General features: G+C 35.0%; 23 protein-coding genes. 15 read left to right on the top strand and 8 right to left on the bottom strand.

What is annotated here, in order from left to right; translation table 11 throughout:
• Window positions 1–94: 94 nt before the first annotated feature.
• The 6 genes from BMW63_RS03320 to BMW63_RS03295 all read left to right on the top strand — a co-directional run bounded on the left by BMW63_RS03320 (window position 95) and on the right by BMW63_RS03295 (window position 5,493).
• The gene (locus tag BMW63_RS03320; RefSeq protein ID WP_074721264.1) at window positions 95–1,018 is read left to right on the top strand and encodes an ABC transporter ATP-binding protein; all 924 of its coding nucleotides are present in this window, start codon (window positions 95–97) and stop codon (window positions 1,016–1,018) included.
• Window positions 1,019–1,086: 68 nt separating this feature from the next.
• The gene (locus BMW63_RS03315; protein ID WP_074721262.1) at window positions 1,087–2,403 is read left to right on the top strand and encodes an ABC transporter permease; all 1,317 of its coding nucleotides are present in this window, start codon (window positions 1,087–1,089) and stop codon (window positions 2,401–2,403) included.
• Between the two features lie 72 nt (window positions 2,404–2,475).
• Window positions 2,476–3,639, top strand: coding sequence for a sigma-54-dependent transcriptional regulator (locus BMW63_RS03310; protein WP_074721260.1), 1,164 nt, complete (start codon window positions 2,476–2,478; stop codon window positions 3,637–3,639).
• A gap of 72 nt (window positions 3,640–3,711) precedes the next feature.
• The gene (locus tag BMW63_RS03305) at window positions 3,712–4,362 is read left to right on the top strand and encodes a DEAD/DEAH box helicase (RefSeq protein ID WP_074721258.1); all 651 of its coding nucleotides are present in this window, start codon (window positions 3,712–3,714) and stop codon (window positions 4,360–4,362) included.
• A 16-nt stretch (window positions 4,363–4,378) separates the two neighbouring features.
• Complete coding sequence (locus BMW63_RS03300; protein WP_074721256.1) at window positions 4,379–4,597, top strand: putative signal transducing protein; 219 nt, start codon at window positions 4,379–4,381, stop codon at window positions 4,595–4,597.
• Between the two features lie 98 nt (window positions 4,598–4,695).
• A complete protein-coding gene (locus BMW63_RS03295; protein WP_074721254.1) occupies window positions 4,696–5,493 on the top strand; it encodes a Cof-type HAD-IIB family hydrolase in 798 nt (265 codons plus the stop codon).
• Between the two features lie 10 nt (window positions 5,494–5,503).
• Here the strand turns inward: BMW63_RS03295 and BMW63_RS03290 are convergent, their stop codons facing one another.
• Both BMW63_RS03290 and BMW63_RS03285 read right to left on the bottom strand, forming a co-directional pair.
• On the bottom strand, window positions 5,504–6,025 hold the full coding sequence (locus tag BMW63_RS03290) for a hypothetical protein (RefSeq protein ID WP_074721252.1): 522 nt from the start codon (window positions 6,023–6,025) through the stop codon (window positions 5,504–5,506).
• Between the two features lie 173 nt (window positions 6,026–6,198).
• Window positions 6,199–7,815, bottom strand: coding sequence for an ABC transporter substrate-binding protein (locus BMW63_RS03285; RefSeq protein ID WP_074721250.1), 1,617 nt, complete (start codon window positions 7,813–7,815; stop codon window positions 6,199–6,201).
• Between the two features lie 87 nt (window positions 7,816–7,902).
• Between BMW63_RS03285 and mtaB the strand changes: the two genes are divergently transcribed.
• Window positions 7,903–9,231, top strand: a complete 1,329-nt coding sequence (gene mtaB, locus BMW63_RS03280; protein ID WP_074721248.1) for a tRNA (N(6)-L-threonylcarbamoyladenosine(37)-C(2))-methylthiotransferase MtaB — start codon at window positions 7,903–7,905, stop codon at window positions 9,229–9,231.
• A 128-nt stretch (window positions 9,232–9,359) separates the two neighbouring features.
• Here mtaB and BMW63_RS03275 read toward each other — a convergent pair whose 3' ends face one another.
• Window positions 9,360–10,076, bottom strand: a complete 717-nt coding sequence (locus tag BMW63_RS03275) for a 3-ketoacyl-ACP reductase (RefSeq protein WP_074721246.1) — start codon at window positions 10,074–10,076, stop codon at window positions 9,360–9,362.
• Between the two features lie 185 nt (window positions 10,077–10,261).
• On the opposite strand from BMW63_RS03275, the gene BMW63_RS03270 reads away from it, so the two are divergent.
• Complete coding sequence (locus tag BMW63_RS03270; RefSeq protein ID WP_074721244.1) at window positions 10,262–11,125, top strand: L,D-transpeptidase; 864 nt, start codon at window positions 10,262–10,264, stop codon at window positions 11,123–11,125.
• Window positions 11,126–11,143: 18 nt separating this feature from the next.
• On the opposite strand, the gene BMW63_RS03265 is transcribed toward BMW63_RS03270, so the two are convergent.
• Window positions 11,144–11,980 carry a DUF6929 family protein gene (locus tag BMW63_RS03265; RefSeq protein ID WP_074721242.1) on the bottom strand — a complete coding sequence of 279 codons (837 nt, stop codon included), beginning with the start codon at window positions 11,978–11,980 and terminating at the stop codon, window positions 11,144–11,146.
• A 182-nt stretch (window positions 11,981–12,162) separates the two neighbouring features.
• Here BMW63_RS03265 and BMW63_RS03260 point away from each other — a divergent pair, with 182 nt between their 5' ends.
• Complete coding sequence (locus BMW63_RS03260; protein WP_074721240.1) at window positions 12,163–13,041, top strand: PPK2 family polyphosphate kinase; 879 nt, start codon at window positions 12,163–12,165, stop codon at window positions 13,039–13,041.
• A 50-nt stretch (window positions 13,042–13,091) separates the two neighbouring features.
• Here the strand turns inward: BMW63_RS03260 and BMW63_RS03255 are convergent, their stop codons facing one another.
• On the bottom strand, window positions 13,092–13,616 hold the full coding sequence (locus BMW63_RS03255; protein ID WP_074722014.1) for a hypothetical protein: 525 nt from the start codon (window positions 13,614–13,616) through the stop codon (window positions 13,092–13,094).
• A 234-nt stretch (window positions 13,617–13,850) separates the two neighbouring features.
• Between BMW63_RS03255 and BMW63_RS03250 the strand changes: the two genes are divergently transcribed.
• From BMW63_RS03250 to BMW63_RS03240, 3 genes are all read left to right on the top strand, one after another.
• A complete protein-coding gene (locus BMW63_RS03250; protein WP_074722012.1) occupies window positions 13,851–15,233 on the top strand; it encodes an MATE family efflux transporter in 1,383 nt (460 codons plus the stop codon).
• A 65-nt stretch (window positions 15,234–15,298) separates the two neighbouring features.
• Complete coding sequence (locus tag BMW63_RS03245; protein WP_074721238.1) at window positions 15,299–16,207, top strand: prohibitin family protein; 909 nt, start codon at window positions 15,299–15,301, stop codon at window positions 16,205–16,207.
• Window positions 16,208–16,280: 73 nt separating this feature from the next.
• Window positions 16,281–16,511, top strand: a complete 231-nt coding sequence (locus BMW63_RS03240; protein ID WP_074721236.1) for a hypothetical protein — start codon at window positions 16,281–16,283, stop codon at window positions 16,509–16,511.
• Window positions 16,512–16,560: 49 nt separating this feature from the next.
• Here BMW63_RS03240 and meaB read toward each other — a convergent pair whose 3' ends face one another.
• Entirely contained in the window at window positions 16,561–17,649 is a 1,089-nt protein-coding gene (gene meaB / locus BMW63_RS03235) for a methylmalonyl Co-A mutase-associated GTPase MeaB (protein WP_074721234.1), read from the bottom strand.
• A gap of 187 nt (window positions 17,650–17,836) precedes the next feature.
• Here meaB and BMW63_RS03230 point away from each other — a divergent pair, with 187 nt between their 5' ends.
• The 3 genes from BMW63_RS03230 (at window position 17,837) to BMW63_RS03220 (ending at window position 20,713) form a co-directional block, all read left to right on the top strand.
• Window positions 17,837–18,748, top strand: coding sequence for an AEC family transporter (locus BMW63_RS03230; RefSeq protein WP_074721232.1), 912 nt, complete (start codon window positions 17,837–17,839; stop codon window positions 18,746–18,748).
• Between the two features lie 22 nt (window positions 18,749–18,770).
• Complete coding sequence (locus BMW63_RS03225; RefSeq protein WP_074721231.1) at window positions 18,771–20,000, top strand: MFS transporter; 1,230 nt, start codon at window positions 18,771–18,773, stop codon at window positions 19,998–20,000.
• A gap of 74 nt (window positions 20,001–20,074) precedes the next feature.
• The gene (locus BMW63_RS03220) at window positions 20,075–20,713 is read left to right on the top strand and encodes a peroxiredoxin (RefSeq protein WP_074721230.1); all 639 of its coding nucleotides are present in this window, start codon (window positions 20,075–20,077) and stop codon (window positions 20,711–20,713) included.
• Window positions 20,714–20,753: 40 nt separating this feature from the next.
• Here BMW63_RS03220 and BMW63_RS03215 read toward each other — a convergent pair whose 3' ends face one another.
• Together BMW63_RS03215 and nudK are read right to left on the bottom strand one after the other, a co-directional pair.
• Window positions 20,754–21,686, bottom strand: coding sequence for a DMT family transporter (locus tag BMW63_RS03215; protein ID WP_074721228.1), 933 nt, complete (start codon window positions 21,684–21,686; stop codon window positions 20,754–20,756).
• A 24-nt stretch (window positions 21,687–21,710) separates the two neighbouring features.
• A complete protein-coding gene (nudK, locus tag BMW63_RS03210; protein WP_074721226.1) occupies window positions 21,711–22,292 on the bottom strand; it encodes a GDP-mannose pyrophosphatase NudK in 582 nt (193 codons plus the stop codon).
• Window positions 22,293–22,363 lie beyond the last annotated feature (71 nt).

Genomic DNA, 22,363 nt, shown 5'->3' with positions numbered 1-22,363 from the left:
CCATCCTTGTGAAAATGAGGGTGGGTTTTTTTATGTAACAATTATATCTATTTCGATACTAATTATTTACTTTTACACAAATTCAAATTTCAGCATGAGTACTCTACTTGAAGTCAATAAAGTCGTAAAGCAATATGGTGATTATGTGGCGCTTAACGAAGTTTCATTAACGGTTCCTAAAGGCAGTATTTATGGGCTTTTAGGTCCAAATGGTGCCGGAAAAACATCTTTAATCCGAATCATAAATCAAATTACGTTGCCTGATAGCGGTGAGATCATCCTTGACGGTGAAAAACTGCAGCCCAAACACGTACAATACATAGGCTATCTTCCAGAAGAAAGAGGGTTATATACGAGTATGAAAGTAGGCGAGCAATGTTTGTATTTGGCTCAAATGAAAGGGCTGTCAAAAGCAGAAGCCAAAAAACAATTGGAATATTGGTTTGATAGATTAGGAATTCAAGGGTGGTGGAATAAAAAAATTCAAGAACTTTCTAAAGGGATGGCTCAAAAAATTCAATTTGTCGTTTGTGTCTTGCACAAACCTAAATTGTTGATTTTTGATGAACCTTTTTCTGGTTTTGATCCAGTGAATGCAAATGTAATTAAAGATGAAATTCTGGCGTTGCGAGATGAGGGAGCTACGATTATATTTTCTACACACCGTATGGAAAGTGTCGAAGAATTGTGTGATCATATTGCTCTAATCCATAAATCAAATAAGCTGATTGAAGGAAAGTTAGACGATGTTAAACGCCAATTTAAAACCAATAGTTTTGAGGTAGGTATTGTATCTGAGAATGTAGAAGGTCTGATGTATGATATCACTCAGAAGTTTACGGTTTCTCCTGCGAATTTTAAATCTCTGGGCAAAGAATTGAAACTGGAAATCCAATTGGGTAATGCTATGCCAAATGAATTGCTGCAGGTCTTGACACAAAGAGGACAAGTCACGCATTTTGTCGAAAAAATCCCAAGTGTCAATGATATCTTTATTCAAACAGTAAGCGAAAAGTAAATAATTTTTAATGTTATGATTTTAGATTTCTGAAATCTAAAATCGTTAATCATAAATCATAAATCTAAATGAGTATTATTTCATTAATCATAAAAAGAGAGTTTATTGCCAAAGTGCGTAATAAATCTTTTATAGTTATGACCTTTTTAAGTCCGCTGCTATTTGTGGGTATTGCCGCATTTGTGGGGTATTTAAGTTCGATGAAAGCAGAAACAAAACGAATTGCGATTCATGATGAGTCGGGTCTGTTTGTGAAAGAGTTTATCGCGCAAAACAATCCGAAAAGTGAATATAAATACCTTGATTTATCTTTAATTGATTCTAAATTCTTAAAAGATAGTATCACTAATGAAAATTATGAGGGTTTGTTGCTGATCCCGAATACCACTAATGCTGCCGACTTAGAAAATAAAATTCAATTTATATCTAACAGTAGTCCGAGTATATCGTTTATAGAAAAGGTTCAGGATATCGTTGCCAATAAAATCACTAAAACCAATCTAGTAGAAGCAAATTTGGATACTTTGGCGATTAGAAATGCCCAGTCAAAGGTTAATATAAGCTTGGCAAAGGCTTCAGGTGAGCAAAGTGTAAAAGGGCTTAATGAAATAAAAATTGCCATTGGAGGTGGATTTGGATACCTGATTATGATGTTTATTATCATTTATGGTAATATGGTGATGAGAAGTGTGATAGAAGAAAAAACAAATCGTATTATCGAAATAATTATCTCGTCGGTAAAGCCATTTCAGTTGATGATTGGTAAGATTATCGGAACCTCACTGGCAGGAATTCTTCAATTTTTTATATGGGCCATAATAGGACTTTCGCTGATGTTTGCTGCTTCCTTGTTTTTTGGGGTAAATGTTGGTCCAACAGCAAGGGTTTCACCTGAATTGATGGATCAGGCACAGCATGAATTGTCTGGTACTGCACAAATGTATATCAAGGAGTTGTGGAACTTGCCAATTGCGAGTATATTGATTGGTTTTGTAGTTTATTTCATTGGCGGATACTTTTTATATAGCTCTTTTTACGCTGCAATTGGTGCCGCTGTTGATAATCAAACCGATTCTCAACAATTTCTTCTGCCTATCATTATGCCTCTAATGCTGAGTGTTTATGTAGGATTTTTTAGTGTAATCAATGATCCGCACGGTACTCTAGCAGTTGTTTTTTCGATGATTCCGCTGACATCGCCTATTGTTATGTTAATGCGAATTCCGTTTGGCGTACCTTTGTGGCAAATTGCCATCTCGGTAAGCTTGTTATTTGCCACTTTCTTTTCAGTAGTTTGGTTTGCAGCAAAAATATATCGTGTGGGAATCCTGATGTACGGAAAGAAACCAACGTGGAAAGAGTTATACAAATGGCTTAAATATTAAAGTTTACTTGGTTGCTTGTTGTTTCGTTGAGACGGAACTTCAAAAAGCCAAATACTAATAATCAAAATAGATATGAGTAAAATATTAATCATAGAAGACGAAGCCGCTATTCGAAGAGTACTGACTAAAATACTTTCTGAAGAGAGCGATACCTATCAGGTTGAAGATGCAGAGGATGGTGTGGCTGGTTATGAAAAAATAAAAAATAACGATTACGATCTTGTTTTGTGCGATATAAAGATGCCAAAAATGGATGGTGTCGAATTACTTGAAGCAGTCAAAAAAATAAAACCAGAAATTCCTATTGTTATGATTTCTGGTCATGGTGATATGGAAACGGCTATCAATACAATGCGACTGGGTGCCTTTGATTATATCTCAAAACCACCGGATTTAAACCGATTGTTGAATACGGTCAGAAATGCATTGGACAAAAAACAACTTGTAGTTGAAAATAAGATTTTAAGAAAGAAAGTCAGCAAGAATTACGAAATGATTGGGGATAGCGAAGCAATTGAGCACATAAAAGTGATGATTGATAAAGTAGCCCAAACAGATGCGCGTGTACTTATAACGGGGCCAAACGGAACGGGTAAGGAACTAGTGGCGCATCAATTGCATGAAAAAAGTGAACGCGCAAACTTTCCTTTAATTGAAGTGAACTGTGCTGCGATTCCTTCTGAATTGATAGAAAGCGAATTGTTTGGACACGTAAAAGGAGCTTTTACATCAGCAGTAAAAGATCGTGCTGGTAAATTTGAAGCTGCAGATAAAGGAACTATTTTCTTGGATGAAATTGGCGATATGAGTCTTTCGGCTCAAGCCAAAGTACTGCGTGCATTGCAAGAAAGCATGATTACAAGAGTAGGAGCAGATAAAGATATTAAAGTAGATGTTCGTGTCATGGCGGCTACCAATAAAGATTTGAAAGTCGAAATTGCAGAAGGTCGTTTCCGTGAGGATTTATACCATAGGCTGGCCGTTATCTTGATCAAAGTGCCTTCATTGAATGAAAGACGCGAAGATATTCCGATGCTGATTTCGCATTTTGCAGACAAAATTGCTTCTGAGCAAGGAAATGCAGTGAAGAAGTTTTCTGGAGACGCTGTTAAACTATTGCAGGAATACGATTGGACTGGAAATATTCGGGAACTACGTAATGTAGTGGAACGTTTGATTATCCTTGGAGGAAGTGAAATTTCTAAAAATGACGTGAAGCTGTTTGCTAGTAAATAAAAATAAATTAATGATTAAAATACAGCAATTGGAATTCAATTTTACTGTTTTTTACTCTTTCAATAATACCAAATGAAATTAAAGAAAATAAACGAAAAGTTACGAGAAGGATTAGTTGATAACGGTTTAACCGAGGCTAACACTTTACAAAAAGATACTTTTTCTGCTTTGAAAAGTGGTGCAGATTGTATTATTATTGCGCCAAAGGGAAGCGGAAAATCGACCACTATTGTGATCAATGTGATCCAGCAGTTAGTTTGCGAGGGAGAACAGTCGCCTCGTGCTTTGATTATTGTAGAAGATAAAGCCAAGGTGTTAGAAATGGAAGCTATCTTCGAAAAATTCGAAAGATATACTGATCTAGTAGTATACGGAGTGCACGATAGAGGTGATATGGAATATGACAAAAATTATATTTCAGGTGGAGTTGATGTATTGATAGGGACTCCAATTAAGTTGAACGAAATGTTTACCACTGCAGGTTTTAATGTAAACAGATTGAAAATGTTTATTATTGATGATGCAGATCCTATATTGAAATTACGTCATGAAACGAAACTGATGCGTATGTCAAACAGTATCAGTAAAACACAACGCATTATCTTTGCAGATCGACTTTCAGATCGAATAGAAAGTCTTGCTGATAAAATGATGGTAGAGCCTTATCTATTCGAAATAGAAGAAGGCGAAGAAGAGGATGAGGAAGAAGAGGATACAAAATAATATAAAATAAATTACCATGGGATTAATGAAAGTGTTTTCAGGAAGTGAAATATTAGCATTGGCTTTAAAAGAAAAAATTGAAGCAGCAGGTGTTGATACAGTGATGAAAGATAATATTCAATCTGCTAGATTAGCGGGTTTTGGAAGTTCGGGTTCGGCTGTTGAGGTTTTCATACAGGAAACTGATTTTGCAAAAGCAAATCCAGTTATCGAAGAATTTAGATTAAGTATTTAATAAAGAATTGATTATTCATACAAATTAAACCCTGGCTGTCAATTATGATATCAGGGTTTTCTTTTTTAATGATTTACATCACAATTATAATAAAATAGATGAAATATAAGATGCTGGTTATAGATATGGATGATACCTTGTTGACAGACGACCATAAAATTTCGGAAGAAAATAAAGAAATGCTTTTACAAGCGCAGGAAAAAGGAGTGTATGTTATTTTGGCATCGGGGAGACCAACGCCTGCAATGACCGCTTATGCCAAGGAATTGAAAATGGACAATTCCTATATGATTTCTTATAATGGCGCTGTAATCACCGATTTAAAAGAGGACAAAGTGATTTTTGAACAAACCTTAACGCAGGAGCAAATACACGAGTTGTACGAGTATAGCATAAAAAGTAAAACGCATATCATTACGTATCTTGATGGTAAAGTAGTGAGCGAAACAAATTCAGAGTATATCGATATTGAGCTAAATATTACAGGTTTATTGCACAATAAAGTATTGGATTTCAAGGCTGCTGTTACTTCATCGGCTGTGAAATGTATTTTATTGGAAGAGCCAAGTTATCTAAAAGAAGTGGAGAAGGACTTGAAACTAGCCATGCCTCATTTGAGCGTGAGTATGTCAAAACCTTTTTTCCTCGAAGTGGCGCAAAATGGTATAGACAAAGCAGCAAGTATAAAAATATTGGCAGAGAAACTGGGTATTCAGCAAAGTGAAATTATCGCTGTTGGGAACGCAGGGAATGATTTGACGATGATAGAATATGCGGGCTTAGGTGTTTGGGTCGATAACGTTACTCCTGAATTAAGAGACAGAGCGAATGTTATTGTTGCCTCAAATAATGACCACGGTGTTGCTGAGGTAGTAAGACGTTTTATCTTAAATTAAAAATACAGCTTTATTTTATTGCAACTGAAAGGAAATAGGTATTACCGTCACCCATTGATAATTTTACTCTTTCGTCACAAATATCTATTGAAAATTTAGCATTTTCGAAACATGAGCAAGTCGTTTTAGCATCTTTGGCCATTTCATTTTCACATTTCATACTTTTATAACTCATTAGTTGTGGCGTGTAAAAACTAACTAAATCAGTTGAAGCGGTTACTAATGAAATGATACTTGCAGAATTGTTATTGGCAATTTTATACACAATACGATCGGTATAGTTAATGTTGCTAACTGCAGTTTTGCGAATGTAAGTATAGGAGGTCGTTGCTGTAGCTGCTGTTTTTTCTTCAAATGTAAATCCTAAAGCTCTAATTTCTAAATCAAATTTAGTTTGAGAATTGTAAGTAGCCCAGGTAGTCAATGTGCTTAATGTGGGAAATGGGTTTGATGATGTAATATTATTGCTTTGAGCTTGTGAAATTGTAATACAGGAAAAAATTAAAAATAGTGTTGAGTATAAATTTTTCATAGTTGAGTTTTAATTTGCTGTTGTGGCTTTTCGATAGGATTTCTTCGACAAATTTTCTTTACACGTCAAAAATAAGTCTTTTTTTAAAAGTAAATGCAGGAATCTATGATTTGTTACTATTACTCCTAATAATTTTTAATAGAGTACTGTGATCGTGTCTAGTATCTTATTCTTTAAAATTGATTTAATTTTTTTCTCACTTTTTTTAGACTCAATAAATTCAAGGGGTTAATTCCTAAGCCTGTGATATTTTTTCTGGTAAACCGGGCTACTTTGTCATAAAACAAAGGAATTATTGGTGCTTGGTCAATAATGATTTTGTCCATTTTTTGATACAAAACAAAACGTTTTTGATCATCCGTTTCCTTAAACGCTTGTTCGTATAAACGATCGAATTCTTCATTTTTAAAATGAGTGTAGTTTGGTCCGTTTGGAGAGAAATTGTTACTGTAAAACAGCGATAAATAATTCTCAGCATCAGGGTAATCAGCAATCCAACTCGCTCTAAAAAAAGAAACTTTACCGGTAGAAATAGCTTGACGCAACGTAGAAGGAGGACTTATATCGACCTGAACGTCTAATCCTATTTTTTGCCACTCTCGTTGCAAAAACTCTCCAATGTCTACATAAGAAGCATTCGTGCTTAATTGAATAACAGGATTTTTGTCACCCGTAGCTTTCTTATACTCATTCACTAATTTTTTCGCTTTTTCGATATCGTAGGAGTATCCTTTGGCATTATTAAAACTGGGTAAACCTGCAGGGATAATTCCATTTACTGCCGGCGTTCCCATATTATTTCGCAAATAGGTAATCATTTTTTGGCGGTCGAAACCGTAATTCATCGCTTGCCGAATACGTAAGTCTAATACTGCTTTGTTGTTGCCATCCATTCTAAATCCAAGGTACTCGGTATTAAGGTAAGGCCCAGTAATCAGGTTAATCTCGTTTTTGTATTTGGGCTGTAGTTCTCCCTTTTGGGTCAGAATATCATCTTTATAGGAAGGATCAAGACCGGAAGTGAAATCTAATTTTCCTTGTATGAATTGTAGAAAACCACTTTGCTTGTCTGGTAAAAAAGTAATAGCAACGGCTTCTAGATAAGGCAGTGAATTTCCTTTTTCGTCTTTTTCATAAAATAAAGGGTTTTTTCGCAAGACCAGTTTTACGTTTTCTTCCCATAGTTTCATTTGGAAAGGACCTGTTCCTATAGGGTGTGAACGAAATTCACTACTATAATGGGACACCACTTCTTTTGGTACGACCGAGGCATATTTCATGGCCATTAAACCTAGAAAAGCGGGAAAAGGTTTGGTTAGTTTGATTTCAAAAACGCTGTCATTTTGTGCTTTGAAGCTTTCTACGTTTTGTAAAACCCAACCACCGGGAGAAGCTACTTTCTCGTCTAGTAATCGGTTGAGGCTGTATTCAAAATCGGAGGCTTTTACAATTCTGGTGCTGTCTTTACCAAATAAGATGTGTTTTTGGAAATAGATGTCATTTCGCAACCTAAAAGTATAGGTTTTCGCATCAGCAGAAATAGTCCAAGATTTGGCAATATCGGGTTGGATATTTAATTTTTCGTCCAGTTGTAGTAAACCATTGAAAATGTGGTTACAAGCCCAGATGTTTGATTGTACTTTTGAGAAAGCAGGGTCAAGAGAAGTGATATTAGCACTTTCATTGTAACGAAAAACAAGATGGTCTTTATTTTCTGTACTGTCTTTTCCACAGCTAGCAAATGTTAATACAATACAAAGTGTTGATATATAGTGAATTATTGATTTCATTTTAAAGAATATTGTACGTAAATTTGCAAACTCTTTTTACAAAGATGTAAATATAATAAGTTACTACTAAAAACGTAGTTTATCCCTATGGAAAACAGAAAAAAAGTTGCCTTTTATACGCTTGGTTGCAAATTGAATTTTTCAGAAACTTCTACGATTGCTAGAAGTTTTGAAGACGAAGGTTTCGATCGTGTAGATTTTGAAGAAGTCTCTGACATGTATGTAATCAATACGTGCTCCGTTACTGAAAATGCCGACAAGCAGTTTAAGCAAGTGGTCAAAAAAGCAATGAAGCTCAATAATAAAGCTTTTGTAGCCGCTGTGGGTTGTTATGCACAGTTGAAACCAGAAGAATTAGCTGCAGTTGATGGAGTTGATTTGGTTCTTGGAGCTACAGAAAAATTTAAAATTATCGATTATATCAATGATTTGTCCAAAAACGATTTTGGAGAAGTGCATTCCTGTGAGATCGCTGATGCTGATTTCTACGTAGGAAGTTACTCGATAGGCGACAGAACCCGTGCTTTCTTGAAAGTGCAAGACGGTTGTGATTACAAATGTACCTATTGCACAATTCCGCTGGCTAGAGGAATTTCTAGAAGTGATGAATTGAATAATGTTTTGAAAAATGCTTACGAAATTTCGAAGCAAAATATTAAAGAAATTGTTCTTACCGGAGTAAATATTGGAGATTACGGAAAAGGGGAATTTGGAAACAAAAAGCACGAACACACCTTCTTGGAATTAGTTCAGGAATTAGACAAAGTAGAAGGAATAGAGCGTTTGCGAATTTCGTCTATTGAACCTAATTTATTGAAAAATGAAACCATAGAATTTGTTTCGAAAAGCAGAACTTTTGTACCTCATTTTCATATTCCGTTGCAATCAGGAAGTAACGATATTCTGAAATTGATGAAGCGTCGTTACCAAAGAGAAATATACACGGAGAGAGTAAATAAGATTAGAGAAGTGATGCCTCATGCCTGCATTGGCGTGGACGTGATCGTTGGTTTCCCTGGAGAAACCGATGAGCATTTCTTAGAAACCTATCGTTACTTAAATGAAATGGACATTTCTTATTTGCATGTTTTCAAGTATTCCGAACGTGATAACACGGAAGCTGCAGATATGGATGGTGTCGTGCCTGAGAATGTTCGTGTGAAAAGAAGTAAAATGATGCGTGGATTATCAGTCAAAAAACGCCGTTCTTTCTATGAAAGCCAGTTGGGAAGTACTAGAACAGTTCTTTTTGAAAGTGAAAATAAAGAGGGTTACATTCATGGCTTTACTGAAAACTACGTTAAAGTTAAAACACCGTGGAATCCAGAATTAGTGAATACGTTGCATGAAATCAATTTGACTACAATTGACACTGATGGAAGTGTTAGAATGGAATTTGTAGCTGTTGAGGTGTAGGCACTTTAAAATAATTAAAAATTTAAACCATTAAGAGATTAAGAAAATTAAGGTAGAACTTAATAGAACTTAATCTCTTAATGGTTTTTTTTAGCAGTGGTATGTTGTCTTTTGACTTTCCACTAATATTACGGGTTTGTTGACCAAATTCCTGCGTCTTTTATAAATACGCGTCGGTTTAATTTTAATTGTGCGATGATTAATTCAGCTACATCTTCAGCTTGCATCACGTTTTCAGGGTTACCGTCAGTTAGTTTTAAATCTTTGGCCATTTCAGTAGCCACCGTGCTTGGTGTTAAAGCAGTAACGCGAATGTTGTGTTTGCGAACTTCTTGCATTAAGGATTCAGTTAGTCCTAATACGGCAAATTTAGAGGCGCTGTAGGCACTAGTCAACGCATTTCCTTTTAATCCTGCAGTAGAAGAAATGTTTATAATATCTCCAGTTTGTCTTGCGATCATATTAGGTAAAACCGCGCGAGTTGTATAGTACGTTCCCATTAAGTTCACCTGAATGATGCGCTCCCATGCTTTAGGTTCCAATTCTAAAAATTTACCAAAAGCTGCAATTCCTGCATTATTGATTAATATGTCAATCGTTTTAAATTTATCCAGGGCTTCTGCCACTGCTGTATCTACGGAAAAAATATCAGAAACATCCGCTATAAGTGTCAATGACTTTACGCCTAATTTAGTTACTTCTGAAGCTACCTCGTCTAAATCAGATTGGGTGCGTGATACTAAAATTAAATTTACGCCTTCTTTTGCCAATGCAATAGCGATTGCTTTACCTATTCCTTTTCCGGCACCTGTAATTAGCGCATTTTTATTTTTTAAGTCAGTCATTATGTTCTAATTTTAGTTTATTAGTAGCAAAGTTAAGCCATTCTAATTTTTTAATGGCAGAAGAGAAAGTAAATAAAAAGTTAATTTCTACGGGGCCTAAATATTTAAATTTGATAAATTATTCAAATAATTATGTAACACTTTAGTTCCTAAAATAGGTCAATTTTGTAATATAAATAATAACTATGAAAAAATTAGCCCTTCTTTTTAATATAAGTCTCCTGATTCTTTTTGCTTCATGCAAACAACAAGCTGATGTTGAAAGTGTTGAAAGCGATCCGGTAATCAAGCGACAAGAACCGAAAAGTGTTTCTTTTCATTTCGAAAACACAAAACAATGGTTGGCTGTAAATGGCGTCGATAATAAAGCGCTTCGCATTGCATACGCTGTAAACCGAACCGATGCTGTCAATTTCAAGCAAATGGATTCTATTTTAATTCCAGGGGATATGAGCGGCGATATTGAATTCTATCTTCCTTTTCCAATGACTGTTTCGTATTTAAAAGACATAAAAAAAGTCATCTTTTTTTCGTATCCTACGCAAACATTTGCTGCTTATGAAAAAGGGCAATTGATTTATACGGGACCTACTAACATGGGAAGCGAAAAACATAAAACGCCAGAAGGGCTGTTTTTTACGAATTGGAAAGCGGAGGAAACTACAAGCACATTTGATGATGAGTGGGATTTACGTTGGAATTTTAACGTAGAAAATAAATTAGGTGTTGGATGGCATCAATATAGTTTACCGGGTTACCCAGCTTCTCATTCTTGCTTGAGGCTTCAGGAGACTGATGCTAAGTATTTATACGATTGGGCTGATGAATGGCAATTAGCCGATTCAGAAACAGTTAAAGTAAAAGGGACTCCTGTAATCGTTTTTGGTAGTTATGATTTTGCTGCGCCTAGACCATGGCTACAATTGGCTAGTGACCCAAAAGCATTAGCTATTTCAGAAAATCAAATTGAGGAAGAAACAATGCCTTTCTTAAGTGATATTCTAAAAGAACAGAAAAATAGAGAAACGGTTCAGACTGCTAAATTATAGGAATAACATTCTATTTTTTTACTTGAGGGTCATACTTAGTTTGTAAATAGTACTTTCTAAGGCATCTGTATCCTTGTCCTCACAAAGTAAAAATTGGATTTGATTCTTGGTTTTTAAAAATAAGGTTAGCCCTTCAAATTTATTTGTGGGGCTAATTTTTTTTGTAAAATCTATTTTCATAGACTCCAAGTCAATGCGGCCTATTACACTTCCTAAAATTTCTCCATCGTCATAAGTAGAGGCGGTGTTTTCGGCTGTGGCCAAGAAATAAATTTTATTGTCAACCAACACTGCATCAGTAAAGCTGGTGCGAATGCCTTTTATTTTTGGGAGCTTGTAATCGTTAGAAAGAAGGCTAAATTCTTCGTTTAATTTTTTGGCATGAAGGGTTAAAATGACATTTTTGTTGTTACTTCCATTAGCACGATTGAATAAGTACCAATTTTCGCCATCATAAATAGCGCCTTCTAAATTAAAATCTTCCGGTTTTATGTCTCCAAAACTTTGCATGACTGCATATAAATCAACTAGATTATTAGTCGTTGATTTTTTTCTTGTTTTTAAATCGAATTCGATCATCGCATTCCTTTGTGCGGTGGATCCCGAACCAAAGATATAGAGTGTGTCTTGAAAATGAGTGAGGGATTCAAAGTCGGGCTTGTCCTTTTTTGCAATGTTTTCAATTGGATTTTGGATGAGGGGGTATTTGTTAAGGCTGGTATCAGTGACGTTATATTCGTATAAAAAGCCACTGTTGTCACCAATTAGATAGATAGAATTGCCTTGGAGAAAAATCCCTGATGCGGAACCAATACCGATAATTGTTGTGAATAATTCTAATGTAATTTTTTTCATAATTTGATGTTGAAAACGTAAATCCCTAGCCCAGATAGTAACGAAAATCCTATTGTGCTAGCCCCGAAGCTTCGGGGCGGCACAATAGATTGAAGTGGATAGCTGGAAAAAGCTCCAAAAAATCATCAAGATTACTCCTGATTATTTGTTATATTTGAGAAAGTAAAGATAAAAAAATCCCTATGAAATCGATTAATCCCGAAGATTTTAAAGTAGTTAACAAGATAGAATTGTCAAAACTTCCGACTAATTTAGATATTGGTGCGAGTGATGACAAAAAAGAAGATAAATTAGAAGATGTCATCGATAAGTTGAGTGATTTGCAGGATACGATGTATGCCCACAATAGGTATGGGGTTTTGATTTGTTTGCAGGGCATGGATACTTCAGGTAAAGACAGCTTGATTCGGGAAGTTTTTAAGGACTTTAATTCCCGAGGCGTTGTGGTACATAGCTTTAAAACACCTAATTCGACCGAGCTAGAACATGATTATTTATGGCGACATTATTTGGCATTGCCTGAAAAAGGGAAATTTGCCGTTTTTAATAGAACGCATTATGAGAATGTATTAGTTACTCGGGTGCATCCAGAGTATATTTTAAATGAAAACTTACCAGAGATAGAAGATGTTTCATCGATTACACCTGTTTTTTGGGAAAACAGGATGGACCAAATTAAGAATTTCGAGAAACATATTACTCAAAATGGAACCATAGTGTTGAAATTCTTTTTACACATGAGTAAAGAGGAACAGAGAGAACGTTTGTTGCGACGATTAGAAGAGAAAAAGCACAATTGGAAGTTCTCAGTAGGAGATCTGAAAGAGAGAGAGCGTTGGGATGATTATATGCATTATTATGAAGAAGCAATCAACAAAACTTCTACATCGTATGCGCCTTGGTTTGTAATTCCTGCAGACGATAAAGAAATGTGTCGTTATATTGTGGGTAAAATCATTTGGGAAGAAATGCAGAAACATACTGACATTAAAATGCCTGAAATGGATGAGAAAATTGAAAAAAACATCGAATTGTACAAAGAGATGCTAACAAAAGAATAAAAAAAATGCTCTGAATTTCAGAGCATTTTTTTTACTAATTCAAAGGAATATTATAGTTCAAAACCATAAGCTACACGAAGTGCAATCTGATTTGTATCATATTCAGTATAGGCTTCATAACGTAAACTTACATCAATATCTTTAGTAGCGTATCCAAGACCTGGAGCCCATAAGTATGTGTTTTTTTTGTTTACGTCAGTGTTTGTTACTGCTAATCCACCACCGATTTCACCTAATACATAAAATTGGTCTTCCCATACGAAAGCCTTGAAACCAGCTTTTACAGGAATGAAACCTAGATCTTTAACTCCGTTGTTAATAAACAAGTTAGTAAAACCTGTAGTTAAGGTCAAAGATGTTCTTTTAGTTAAATCATATTGAAGTCTAACATCAGCACCTAAAGAGTAATTGTAAAAATCAGTATTTGTAGGTACGCCTCCATTAAGACCTATTCCTAAACGGAATCCTTGATCGTAATTTTTTACTTCCGTTGTTTCTTGTGCTTGTACGTTACTTGCAAACATCATTGTGATTGCGAAAGCGAATACCATTTTAATTTTTCCTGCAGTTTTCATAATATGAATTATAGTGTTAAATAAAATTTTGTCTTGTTTGGTTGTTAAAAGTACACTCAAATTGACTGATGCAAATGTATGCCGATTAAAAGCTTGAAAAGTTATAGAATTATTTGATTTTCTTACATAATTCTTGAATAGGGAATAATTTTCTAAGAAAGGTGCGGTTATTAATTGAATAATACAGGAACTATCAATAGCTTCTAATTATATTTGCCATTAAAAAAAAGTAAAGTGAATTTTTCTAAATATACTCAGGAGTTTTCTTATAATTTAAGATTAGCCTATCCAATCATCTTGGGGATGCTTGGACATACAATTGTGGGAATCGTAGATAATATAATGGTTGGAAAACTAGGTCCAACAGAATTAGCAGCGGTTTCTTTAGGTAATAGTTTTATTTTTGTAGCAATGTCAATCGGTATTGGTTTTTCTACGGCTATAACACCCTTGGCAGCAGAAGCTGACGGGAAGAATGATATTGACGAAGGAAGAGGTGTATTTCATAACGGGCTATTTTTATGCACGATCTTAGGTTTGACCTTATTCTTGATTATTTTCTTTTTTAAGCCTTTGATTGCTTTCATGGGACAACCAGATATAGTGGTCGAAATGGCAAAGCCCTATCTTGATATTGTTGCTTTCTCGCTTGTTCCACTTATTATTTTCCAGGCATACAAGCAATTTGCTGATGGCAAATCAGAGACTAAATATTCGATGTGGGCTACTATCATTGGGAACGTCATTAATGTGGTCATCAATTACTTCTTGATTTATGGAATTTGGGTTTTCCCTAAAATGGGAATTGTGGGAGCTGCTATCGGTACGATAGTTTCTCGTATTGTTATGTTGCTTTTTATGCATTACATCATGATTAGAAAGCCAAAATTCCATCCTTATTTTGAGAATTTTAGTTTAAAGGAAATTAAGAAAAAGATGCTCAATAAAATTATCAACTTAGGCTTGCCTTCCTCTATGCAAATGTTTTTTGAGGTAGGCTTGTTTACAGGGGCAATTTGGCTTTCAGGAGTTTTGGGAACGACAAGCCAGGCTGCAAATCAGATTGCGTTGAGTTTAGCTTCTTTGACTTTTATGTTTGCAATGGGTTTAAGTGTGGCTGTAACAATTAGAGTAGGGAATCAGAAAGGATTGATGGATTATGTGAGATTACAGCTTGTGGCGCGATCCATATTTTTATTAGCAATACTTCTTGAGACTGTATTTGCTGTTGTTTTTGTGGTTTTTCACCAATATTTACCTCAAATGTTTGTGGATGTTAACGACATGAAGCACATAGTTGAGACTGAGGAAGTTGTTCTAATAGCCTCCCAGCTACTATTTGTGGCAGCATTTTTTCAAATTTCTGATGGAATTCAAGTTGTTGTTTTGGGTGCTTTAAGAGGTTTGCAGGATGTCAAAATACCAATGTATATTACATTTGTGGCGTATTGGGTTGTTGGTTTTCCAATTTCAATTTACCTGGGGTTATACACTGATTTGAAAGCTACTGGTATTTGGATAGGATTACTGGTAGGATTATCTTTTGCCGCTTTATTTTTGTATCTTCGCTTCTCTCGATTGACGAAAAAGTTAATCTTAGAGAAATCTATAAAATAATGTTATTCTAACATTGTAACTTCTAATTTGTTTATTAGTCTAATAAACATTCTAAATTAAAATACATGATAATACTTATTATTCTAGGCATAATCTTAGTGGTTATGAGCTTTACTTTGAAAACGGATCAAAATCCGCTGTCAAAATTTTCAAGTCTTTTTAAAATTATTGGAATAGTATTAATTGTTGGAGGAATATTCTCTTCAGCATTTAAACAAATCAATGCGGGTACAGTGGGTGTTAAATCCTTGTACGGTAATGTAGAACCAGGTATTCTTACAAGTGGACTGAATGTGATTAACCCACTTTTAGATGTGACTGACTTTGATATTCGAACTCAAAATTACACCATGTCTTCAGGGCAGTCTGAAGGAGATCAAGTGGGTGATGATGCGATTCGAGTATTGTCAAATGATGGACTTGAAGTAGTGATTGATTTAACTGTTCTATACCGTGTGTCAGCGGCAGATGCTCCACGTATTTTTAAAGAAATCGGAGTAAGTTACAAAGATAAAATTGTGCGTCCAGTTACTAGTACACGTATCCGTGATAATGCAGTCTATTATGACGCGGTAGCTTTGTACTCTACTAAAAGAGTTGAATTTCAAGATCGTATTTTTAACACTATTCAAGAGGACTTTAAAGCAAGAGGTCTTATTCTAGAGCAATTGCTGATTAGAAATATTAATCTTCCTACTTCAGTAAAAGCATCTATTGAAAGTAAAATTAATGCGGAACAAGACGCACAAAAAATGACTTTTGTATTGCAAAAAGAAAAACAAGAAGCAGAACGCAAAAGAGTAGAAGCACAAGGTATTGCTGATTACCAAAGAATTATTTCTATTGGTTTAACGGGAAAACAATTGCAATATGAATCCATAAAAGCACAAAAAGAACTAGCCGCATCACCAAATACAAAAATTATTTTTATGGATGGGAAAGGAAGTTCTTCAATCATTCTTTCTGATAAATAGATTATATTTGTTGCAACGATTATTGATTTAATCGTTGCAATGAATTTAGCAATTAATGATTTAACATTTATAAATGGAATTACCAAAATTTTTACTAGGCGACAACACTGATTTTCAAGAAGATATTTTTATCATTCACTTAGATTATCCAAGATTTATTATCAATCTTAAAGATGATGAGGTAGAATTTATTGAAGAAGCCGAAGATCTGGATGAAGGAGAATTAAATGCCGAAATGGAAGGATTAATAGTTTTGGCTAACGAATTTTATGATCGAGAAATGGAACGTTACGAGAAAGAGTAACGATTAATATATTGTTTTACTGTAAATCTAGATGAGATATCAAATAGATTTATCCTTTAAAATACTTTTCTAACAATATTTGAGCGGCTGCAAAAGGTGATATTTCATCGTTTTGCACCGCTTTTTTGTTTGAATCTAATAATTTTTGAATTTCTGGATTATTGTAAAAACGAAGCTTCAGTTGTTCGTTGATGGTTTCGAGCATCCAATATTCATTTTGCTCCGAACGTTTTACATTAAAGTAATCGTTGCCTTTTGTTAGTTCGACAAATTGTGCAATCGTTTCCCATACATCTGGGATTCCATCTTGGGTAATCGCACTGCAGGTAGCGGTTGTGGGAATCCAACCTGATCTTTTTGCCGGAAATAAATGTAGCGCTCTGTTGAATTCCGTTTTTGCAAGTTTTGCTTTTCGAATGTTATCTCCATCTGCTTTATTGATGACAATCGCGTCTGCCATTTCCATAATACCGCGTTTGATGCCTTGTAACTCATCACCAGCTCCAGCAATTTTTAATAACAAAAAGAAATCCACCATACTATGAACCGCTGTTTCACTTTGACCAACGCCTACCGTTTCTATGATTATGGTGTCAAAGCCACAAGCTTCACAAAGTGTAATTGTCTCGCGTGTTTTTCTGGCTACGCCACCTAAGGTATCTCCAGAAGCAGAAGGGCGTATGTAAGCGTTTTTGTCTTTGACCAATTCTTCCATGCGGGTTTTATCACCCAAAATACTTCCGTGCGAAATGGTACTGCTCGGATCAACTGCTAGAACAGCTACTTTCTTTCCTAATCCAGTTAAATGTTTTCCAAACGCTTCAATGAAGGTGCTTTTTCCAACGCCAGGAACACCTGTAATTCCAATTCGAACTGATTTATTTGCATGAGGCAAACAAGCATTAATAACTTCGTTGGCTTTGACTAAATGATCCGGATTCGTACTTTCTACCAAAGTAATAGCGCGGCTTAGAGCTGTTATGTTACCTGACAAAATTCCCTTAACTAATTCATCAGATGAAGGTTGTACTTTTCTATATTTTTGAATGTTTTTTACAACAGATGGACTAAATATTTCTGGCTGTGGAATTCCAGCTTTCTCGTTAAGGGCAGTATGTTTTATTTTGTCGTTTTCCAAAGGTTATAATCATTTTAGTAAAATTAACACTTAAACATGAATTATTAGAATTTAATCCGCTTTTTAATTAGAATAGTTTAGCTCATGTCATTGAAATTGTATTATTGAAAAATAGTTAAATACAATTCTAATAATTTTGATTTATACCAAGTGATAGTGCTAAATTAGCTGATATAATTTTTAGACGATGACTAACTTTATTCTTATCTTTTTTTATTTAATTCTTGGGATTGTATTGCAACGTGTAAAACGATTTCCTGCTAACAGTTATAAGCTATTAAATAAGATTGTAATTTATATTTGCCTTCCTGCTTTGGCCTTGTATTACATTCCTAAAATTCATTGGAACAATCAATTGTTATTTCCTATTGGCGTGGCATGGATTGGGTTTGCAGTTTCGTTTGTGTTTTTTCGCTTTTTAGGAAAAAAGTATGGTTGGTCCAAAAAACTGACTGGATGCTTAATCTTAACGGCAGGTCTGGGGAATACTTCGTTCCTTGGTTTTCCAATTATCGAAGCGTTATACGGTCAGGAAGGAATGAAAACCGCAATATTAGTAGATCAACCCGGAACTTTTGTAGTGCTTTCTACTTTAGGGATTCTGGTAGCTACTATGTACTCTAAAGGGGAGCCAAATGGCATTCAAATTTTTAAGAAAATAATATTTTTTCCTCCATTTATTACTTTTGTGGTGGCCTGTGTAATGAATGTATTAAATTTTGATTTCCATGAATGGATACAATATATTCTGCAAAAAGTAGGTAGCGGAGTTACCCCATTGGCGTTGATTTCAGTTGGGCTGCAGCTTCGTTTTGAAAGTAGAAGCCAGCATTGGCGGTTTTTGGGACTTGGGCTTTTATATAAACTGATATTGACTCCGGCCATAATCTATGTGTTGTACGTTGTGATTTTAAATCAAAATTCTAAAATGATTGAAGTGGCCATCATGGAGTCAGCGATGGCGCCCATGATAACTGCCAGTATATTGGCGACTACACATGGTTTAAAGCCCCGTTTAAGTAGTATGATGATTGGTTTTGGAATCCCTATTTCTTTTATCACTTTAGCGTTTTGGTACTTTGTACTTCGTTTTATTTAATTTTTTCTTTTTTTATTCCGATATGAATACTATTTCTAATACTGATTTAAAAGCAGATAATCCTGCAATAGCTAAAAAAACTATTTATTCGGTTTTGTTTTCCATTGCTTTTGCTCATTTGATAAATGATTTAATGCAGTCGGTTATTCCGTCTACTTACCCAATTCTTAAAGAGAATTTTAGCTTAAATTTCACTCAGATCGGGTTGATTACTTTTGTGTATCAGCTGACGGCCTCCTTATTACAACCCTTTATTGGTTTTTATACTGATAAAAAACCAAAGCCTTATTCATTGGCAATTGGTATGGTGTTTACGATTTCGGGACTAGCTTTATTATCTGTGTCTACTCATTTTTGGATGATATTAGGGGCGGTTTCCCTCGTGGGTATTGGTTCTTCCATATTTCATCCAGAAGCATCTCGTGTTGCTTTTTTAGGTTCTGGAGGGAAAAGAGGTTTGGCCCAATCTATCTTTCAGCTGGGTGGCAATACCGGAAGCGCCATCGGGCCATTGTTAGTTGCTATAATTGTGGCTCCTTATGGTCAATCAAATATCATATGGTTTGTAATTGTTGGTATTTTAGGAATGTTTGTTTTGACTAAGATTGCTGTTTGGTACCAAAACCATTTGAATTTGCGTGCGGCTAAAAAAATAGCTACCGAGGATGAGACTGTTCCTTTTTCGAAAAGAAAAATACAAATTTCGATAGGAGTATTACTTCTTTTAATTTTTTCGAAATTTTTCTATATGTCTAGTATGTCGAGCTATTTTACATTTTATTTAATGAAAAAATTTGGACTTAGTATTCAAGAATCTCAGTTTCATTTATTTGTTTTCTTAGCTGCTGTGGCGGCGGGTACATTAATTGGAGGTCCTTTAGGGGATCGTTTTGGAAGGAAATACATCATTTGGATTTCAATTTTGGGAGCCGCTCCCTTTACCTTGCTTTTGCCTTACGCTAATTTATTTTGGACAGGAATATTATCAGTGGTTATAGGAATTGTTATTGCTTCGGCATTTTCGGCCATTTTAGTATTTGCACAAGAATTGATGCCGGGGAAAGTAGGTATGATCTCTGGTTTGTTTTTTGGTTTTGCTTTTGGAATGGGTGGGTTAGGATCTGCTCTTTTGGGGTATTTGGCTGATCAAACCAGTATAGAATATGTTTATAAAATCAGTTCTTTTCTGCCTTTGTTGGGCGTCTTTACTTATTTTTTACCCAATGTAAAAATGAAAAAAAACGGACGATAGGTTCGGTATATTTGTTTGCTTACGTGTCTAGTTCACTTTTTTTTGACTAACTTTAATAAAAATATAAAGAAACTATGGCAACATTACGATTAGGAGATATTGCTCCAGATTTTACAGCAGAAACAACAATGGGGGAAATTAATTTCCATGAATGGATAGGAGATTCATGGTGCGTGTTGTTTTCGCATCCTGCCGATTTCACGCCCGTTTGTACTACTGAACTAGGAACTGTTGCGAATTATTATCCCGAGTTTGAAAAAAGAAATACAAAAGTAATTGCATTAAGTGTCGACGGATTAGAGTCGCATCTAAAATGGATTAAAGATATTGAGGAAACTCAAAATGTTACTTTGCAATACCCGATTATTGCAGACGAAAGTAAGACTGTTGCAAATCTTTATGATATGATTCACCCCAATGCAAATGAAACCTTTACTGTTCGATCTGTTTTTATAATTGCACCTGACAAAAAAATTAAATTGATATTGACTTATCCAGCTTCTACGGGAAGAAATTTTGATGAAATTCTGCGCGTTATTGATAGTCTGCAGCTCACATCAGAATACAGTGTGGCAACACCCGCAAACTGGAAAGATGGGAATGACGTGGTGATTTCTCCTTCAATTCCTGACCATGATATACCTGCAAAATTTCCAAAAGGATATCAGCAAATAAAGCCTTATTTGAGAATGACTCCTCAGCCAAACAAATAAGATTTTATAGATTTTTAAAATTTGAAAAGTATAATGAAAGCTATTTTATTATACTTTTTTTATGCTTAAAAAGGATGTAAGTGGAACTAGTTTTTTTGCGATTAGTAATAAACAAACCCGCTATAATGATTCCCATACTTATGATTTGGCTCAGAACAATATTCTGATTTAGAAACAAGTAAGCTAAAACTCCGCTAAAGACAGGTATTAAATAATAGATTAATGCTGTTTTTTGTGTCCCAATTAACGTAATGGCTTCGTTCCATAAATAATAGGAGACTAGCGAGGCGAAAATGCCAACATAAGTGGCAGCAAAAATTGTGGTGGAGTCAAAAATAACTTTCTTGTAATAGAGGTGTTCCCAAAGGTAGAAAGGGAAGAGGAAAAGGACTCCCAAAACAAAAACACTAAATAGAAATACTTTGGATGGTAATCCCTTTGGCTTAAGCCTGACCAAAATAGTATAACTCGCAAAGAAAAAACAAGCAATCAACATTATTAAATCACCTATTGCAAACTTAATTTGAAGTAGGGATAGTAAAGAACCTTTCGTAATTAAGATTAGAACCCCGAGTATGATTGTTAAGATGCCAATAATTTTAGTGTTGCTTACTTTTTCCTTGAAAGCAATTCGGGATATTGCTACAATAAATAAGGGAATGGAAATGGCTATTAAAGATAGATTGACCGCTGATGTTGTTTTTCCGGCAAAATAAATCAACGTGTTAAATATGGTGATTCCAAGAACGGCAGTGAGGGCAAGGAAACGAATGTTTTTCTTTATTTCTACACGATTTCTAATAGTGCTCTTAATGGCAAAAGGAGCTAAAACGACACAAGCGATCGTCCATCTCCAAAAAGCCAAACCCACAGGTGGAATATGACCTTTTATGCCACTTGCAATCACAAAATTTACCGACCAAAGTAGGGTAGCGCATAGTGCGAATAAAACACCTTTTGTCTGGTTATTCATGTTCTTAAATTCTAAAGGGAGGTTTTAAACTAGATTGTTTATTTTAGCATGCTGTAATAGAATAATAGTCTTAGCATCTTTAATTTCACCAGATGCAATCATAGCATAGGCCTCGTCATAAGACATTTCCATAACATCAATGTTTTCTTCTTCATGTGCGACGCCACCGCCATCGCTTACCCTCATAGATTCGTCATATTCACCAACAAATAAGTGTAAAATTTCGGTTACAGCGCCTGGAGACATATAGGATTCCATTACTTTTTCCACTTTTGAAATGCGATATCCCGTTTCTTCCTCCGTTTCTCTAATGATGCATTGCTCTGGATTGTCCTGGTCTAAAAGGCCGGCGCAAACCTCAATCATCATTCCTGATTTGTTTTCATTTAGATACGTCGGTAAACGAAACTGTCGGGTAAGAATTACTGTTTTTTGTTTTGAATTATAAAGTAAAATGGCTGATCCATTTCCACGATCGTACACTTCTCTTTTTTGAGTAATCCAGCTATTATCTTTTTTTTGGTAGTCGAAAGTTACTTTATTTAATATGTACCAATTGTCAGAAAGAAGTTCTGTTTGTTTTATTTTTATTTGAGGATCTTGCATTTGCGGGATGTTTATAGGCTTTTGAAAAAAGATATATTTTCATAATTAAAAAACGCTCTGAAATTTCAGAG

The sequence above is a fragment of the Flavobacterium frigoris genome (assembly GCF_900111075.1).
Classification (GTDB): Bacteria; Bacteroidota; Bacteroidia; order Flavobacteriales; family Flavobacteriaceae; genus Flavobacterium; species Flavobacterium frigoris.
This window is presented reverse-complemented; position numbering and strand designations above follow the sequence as displayed.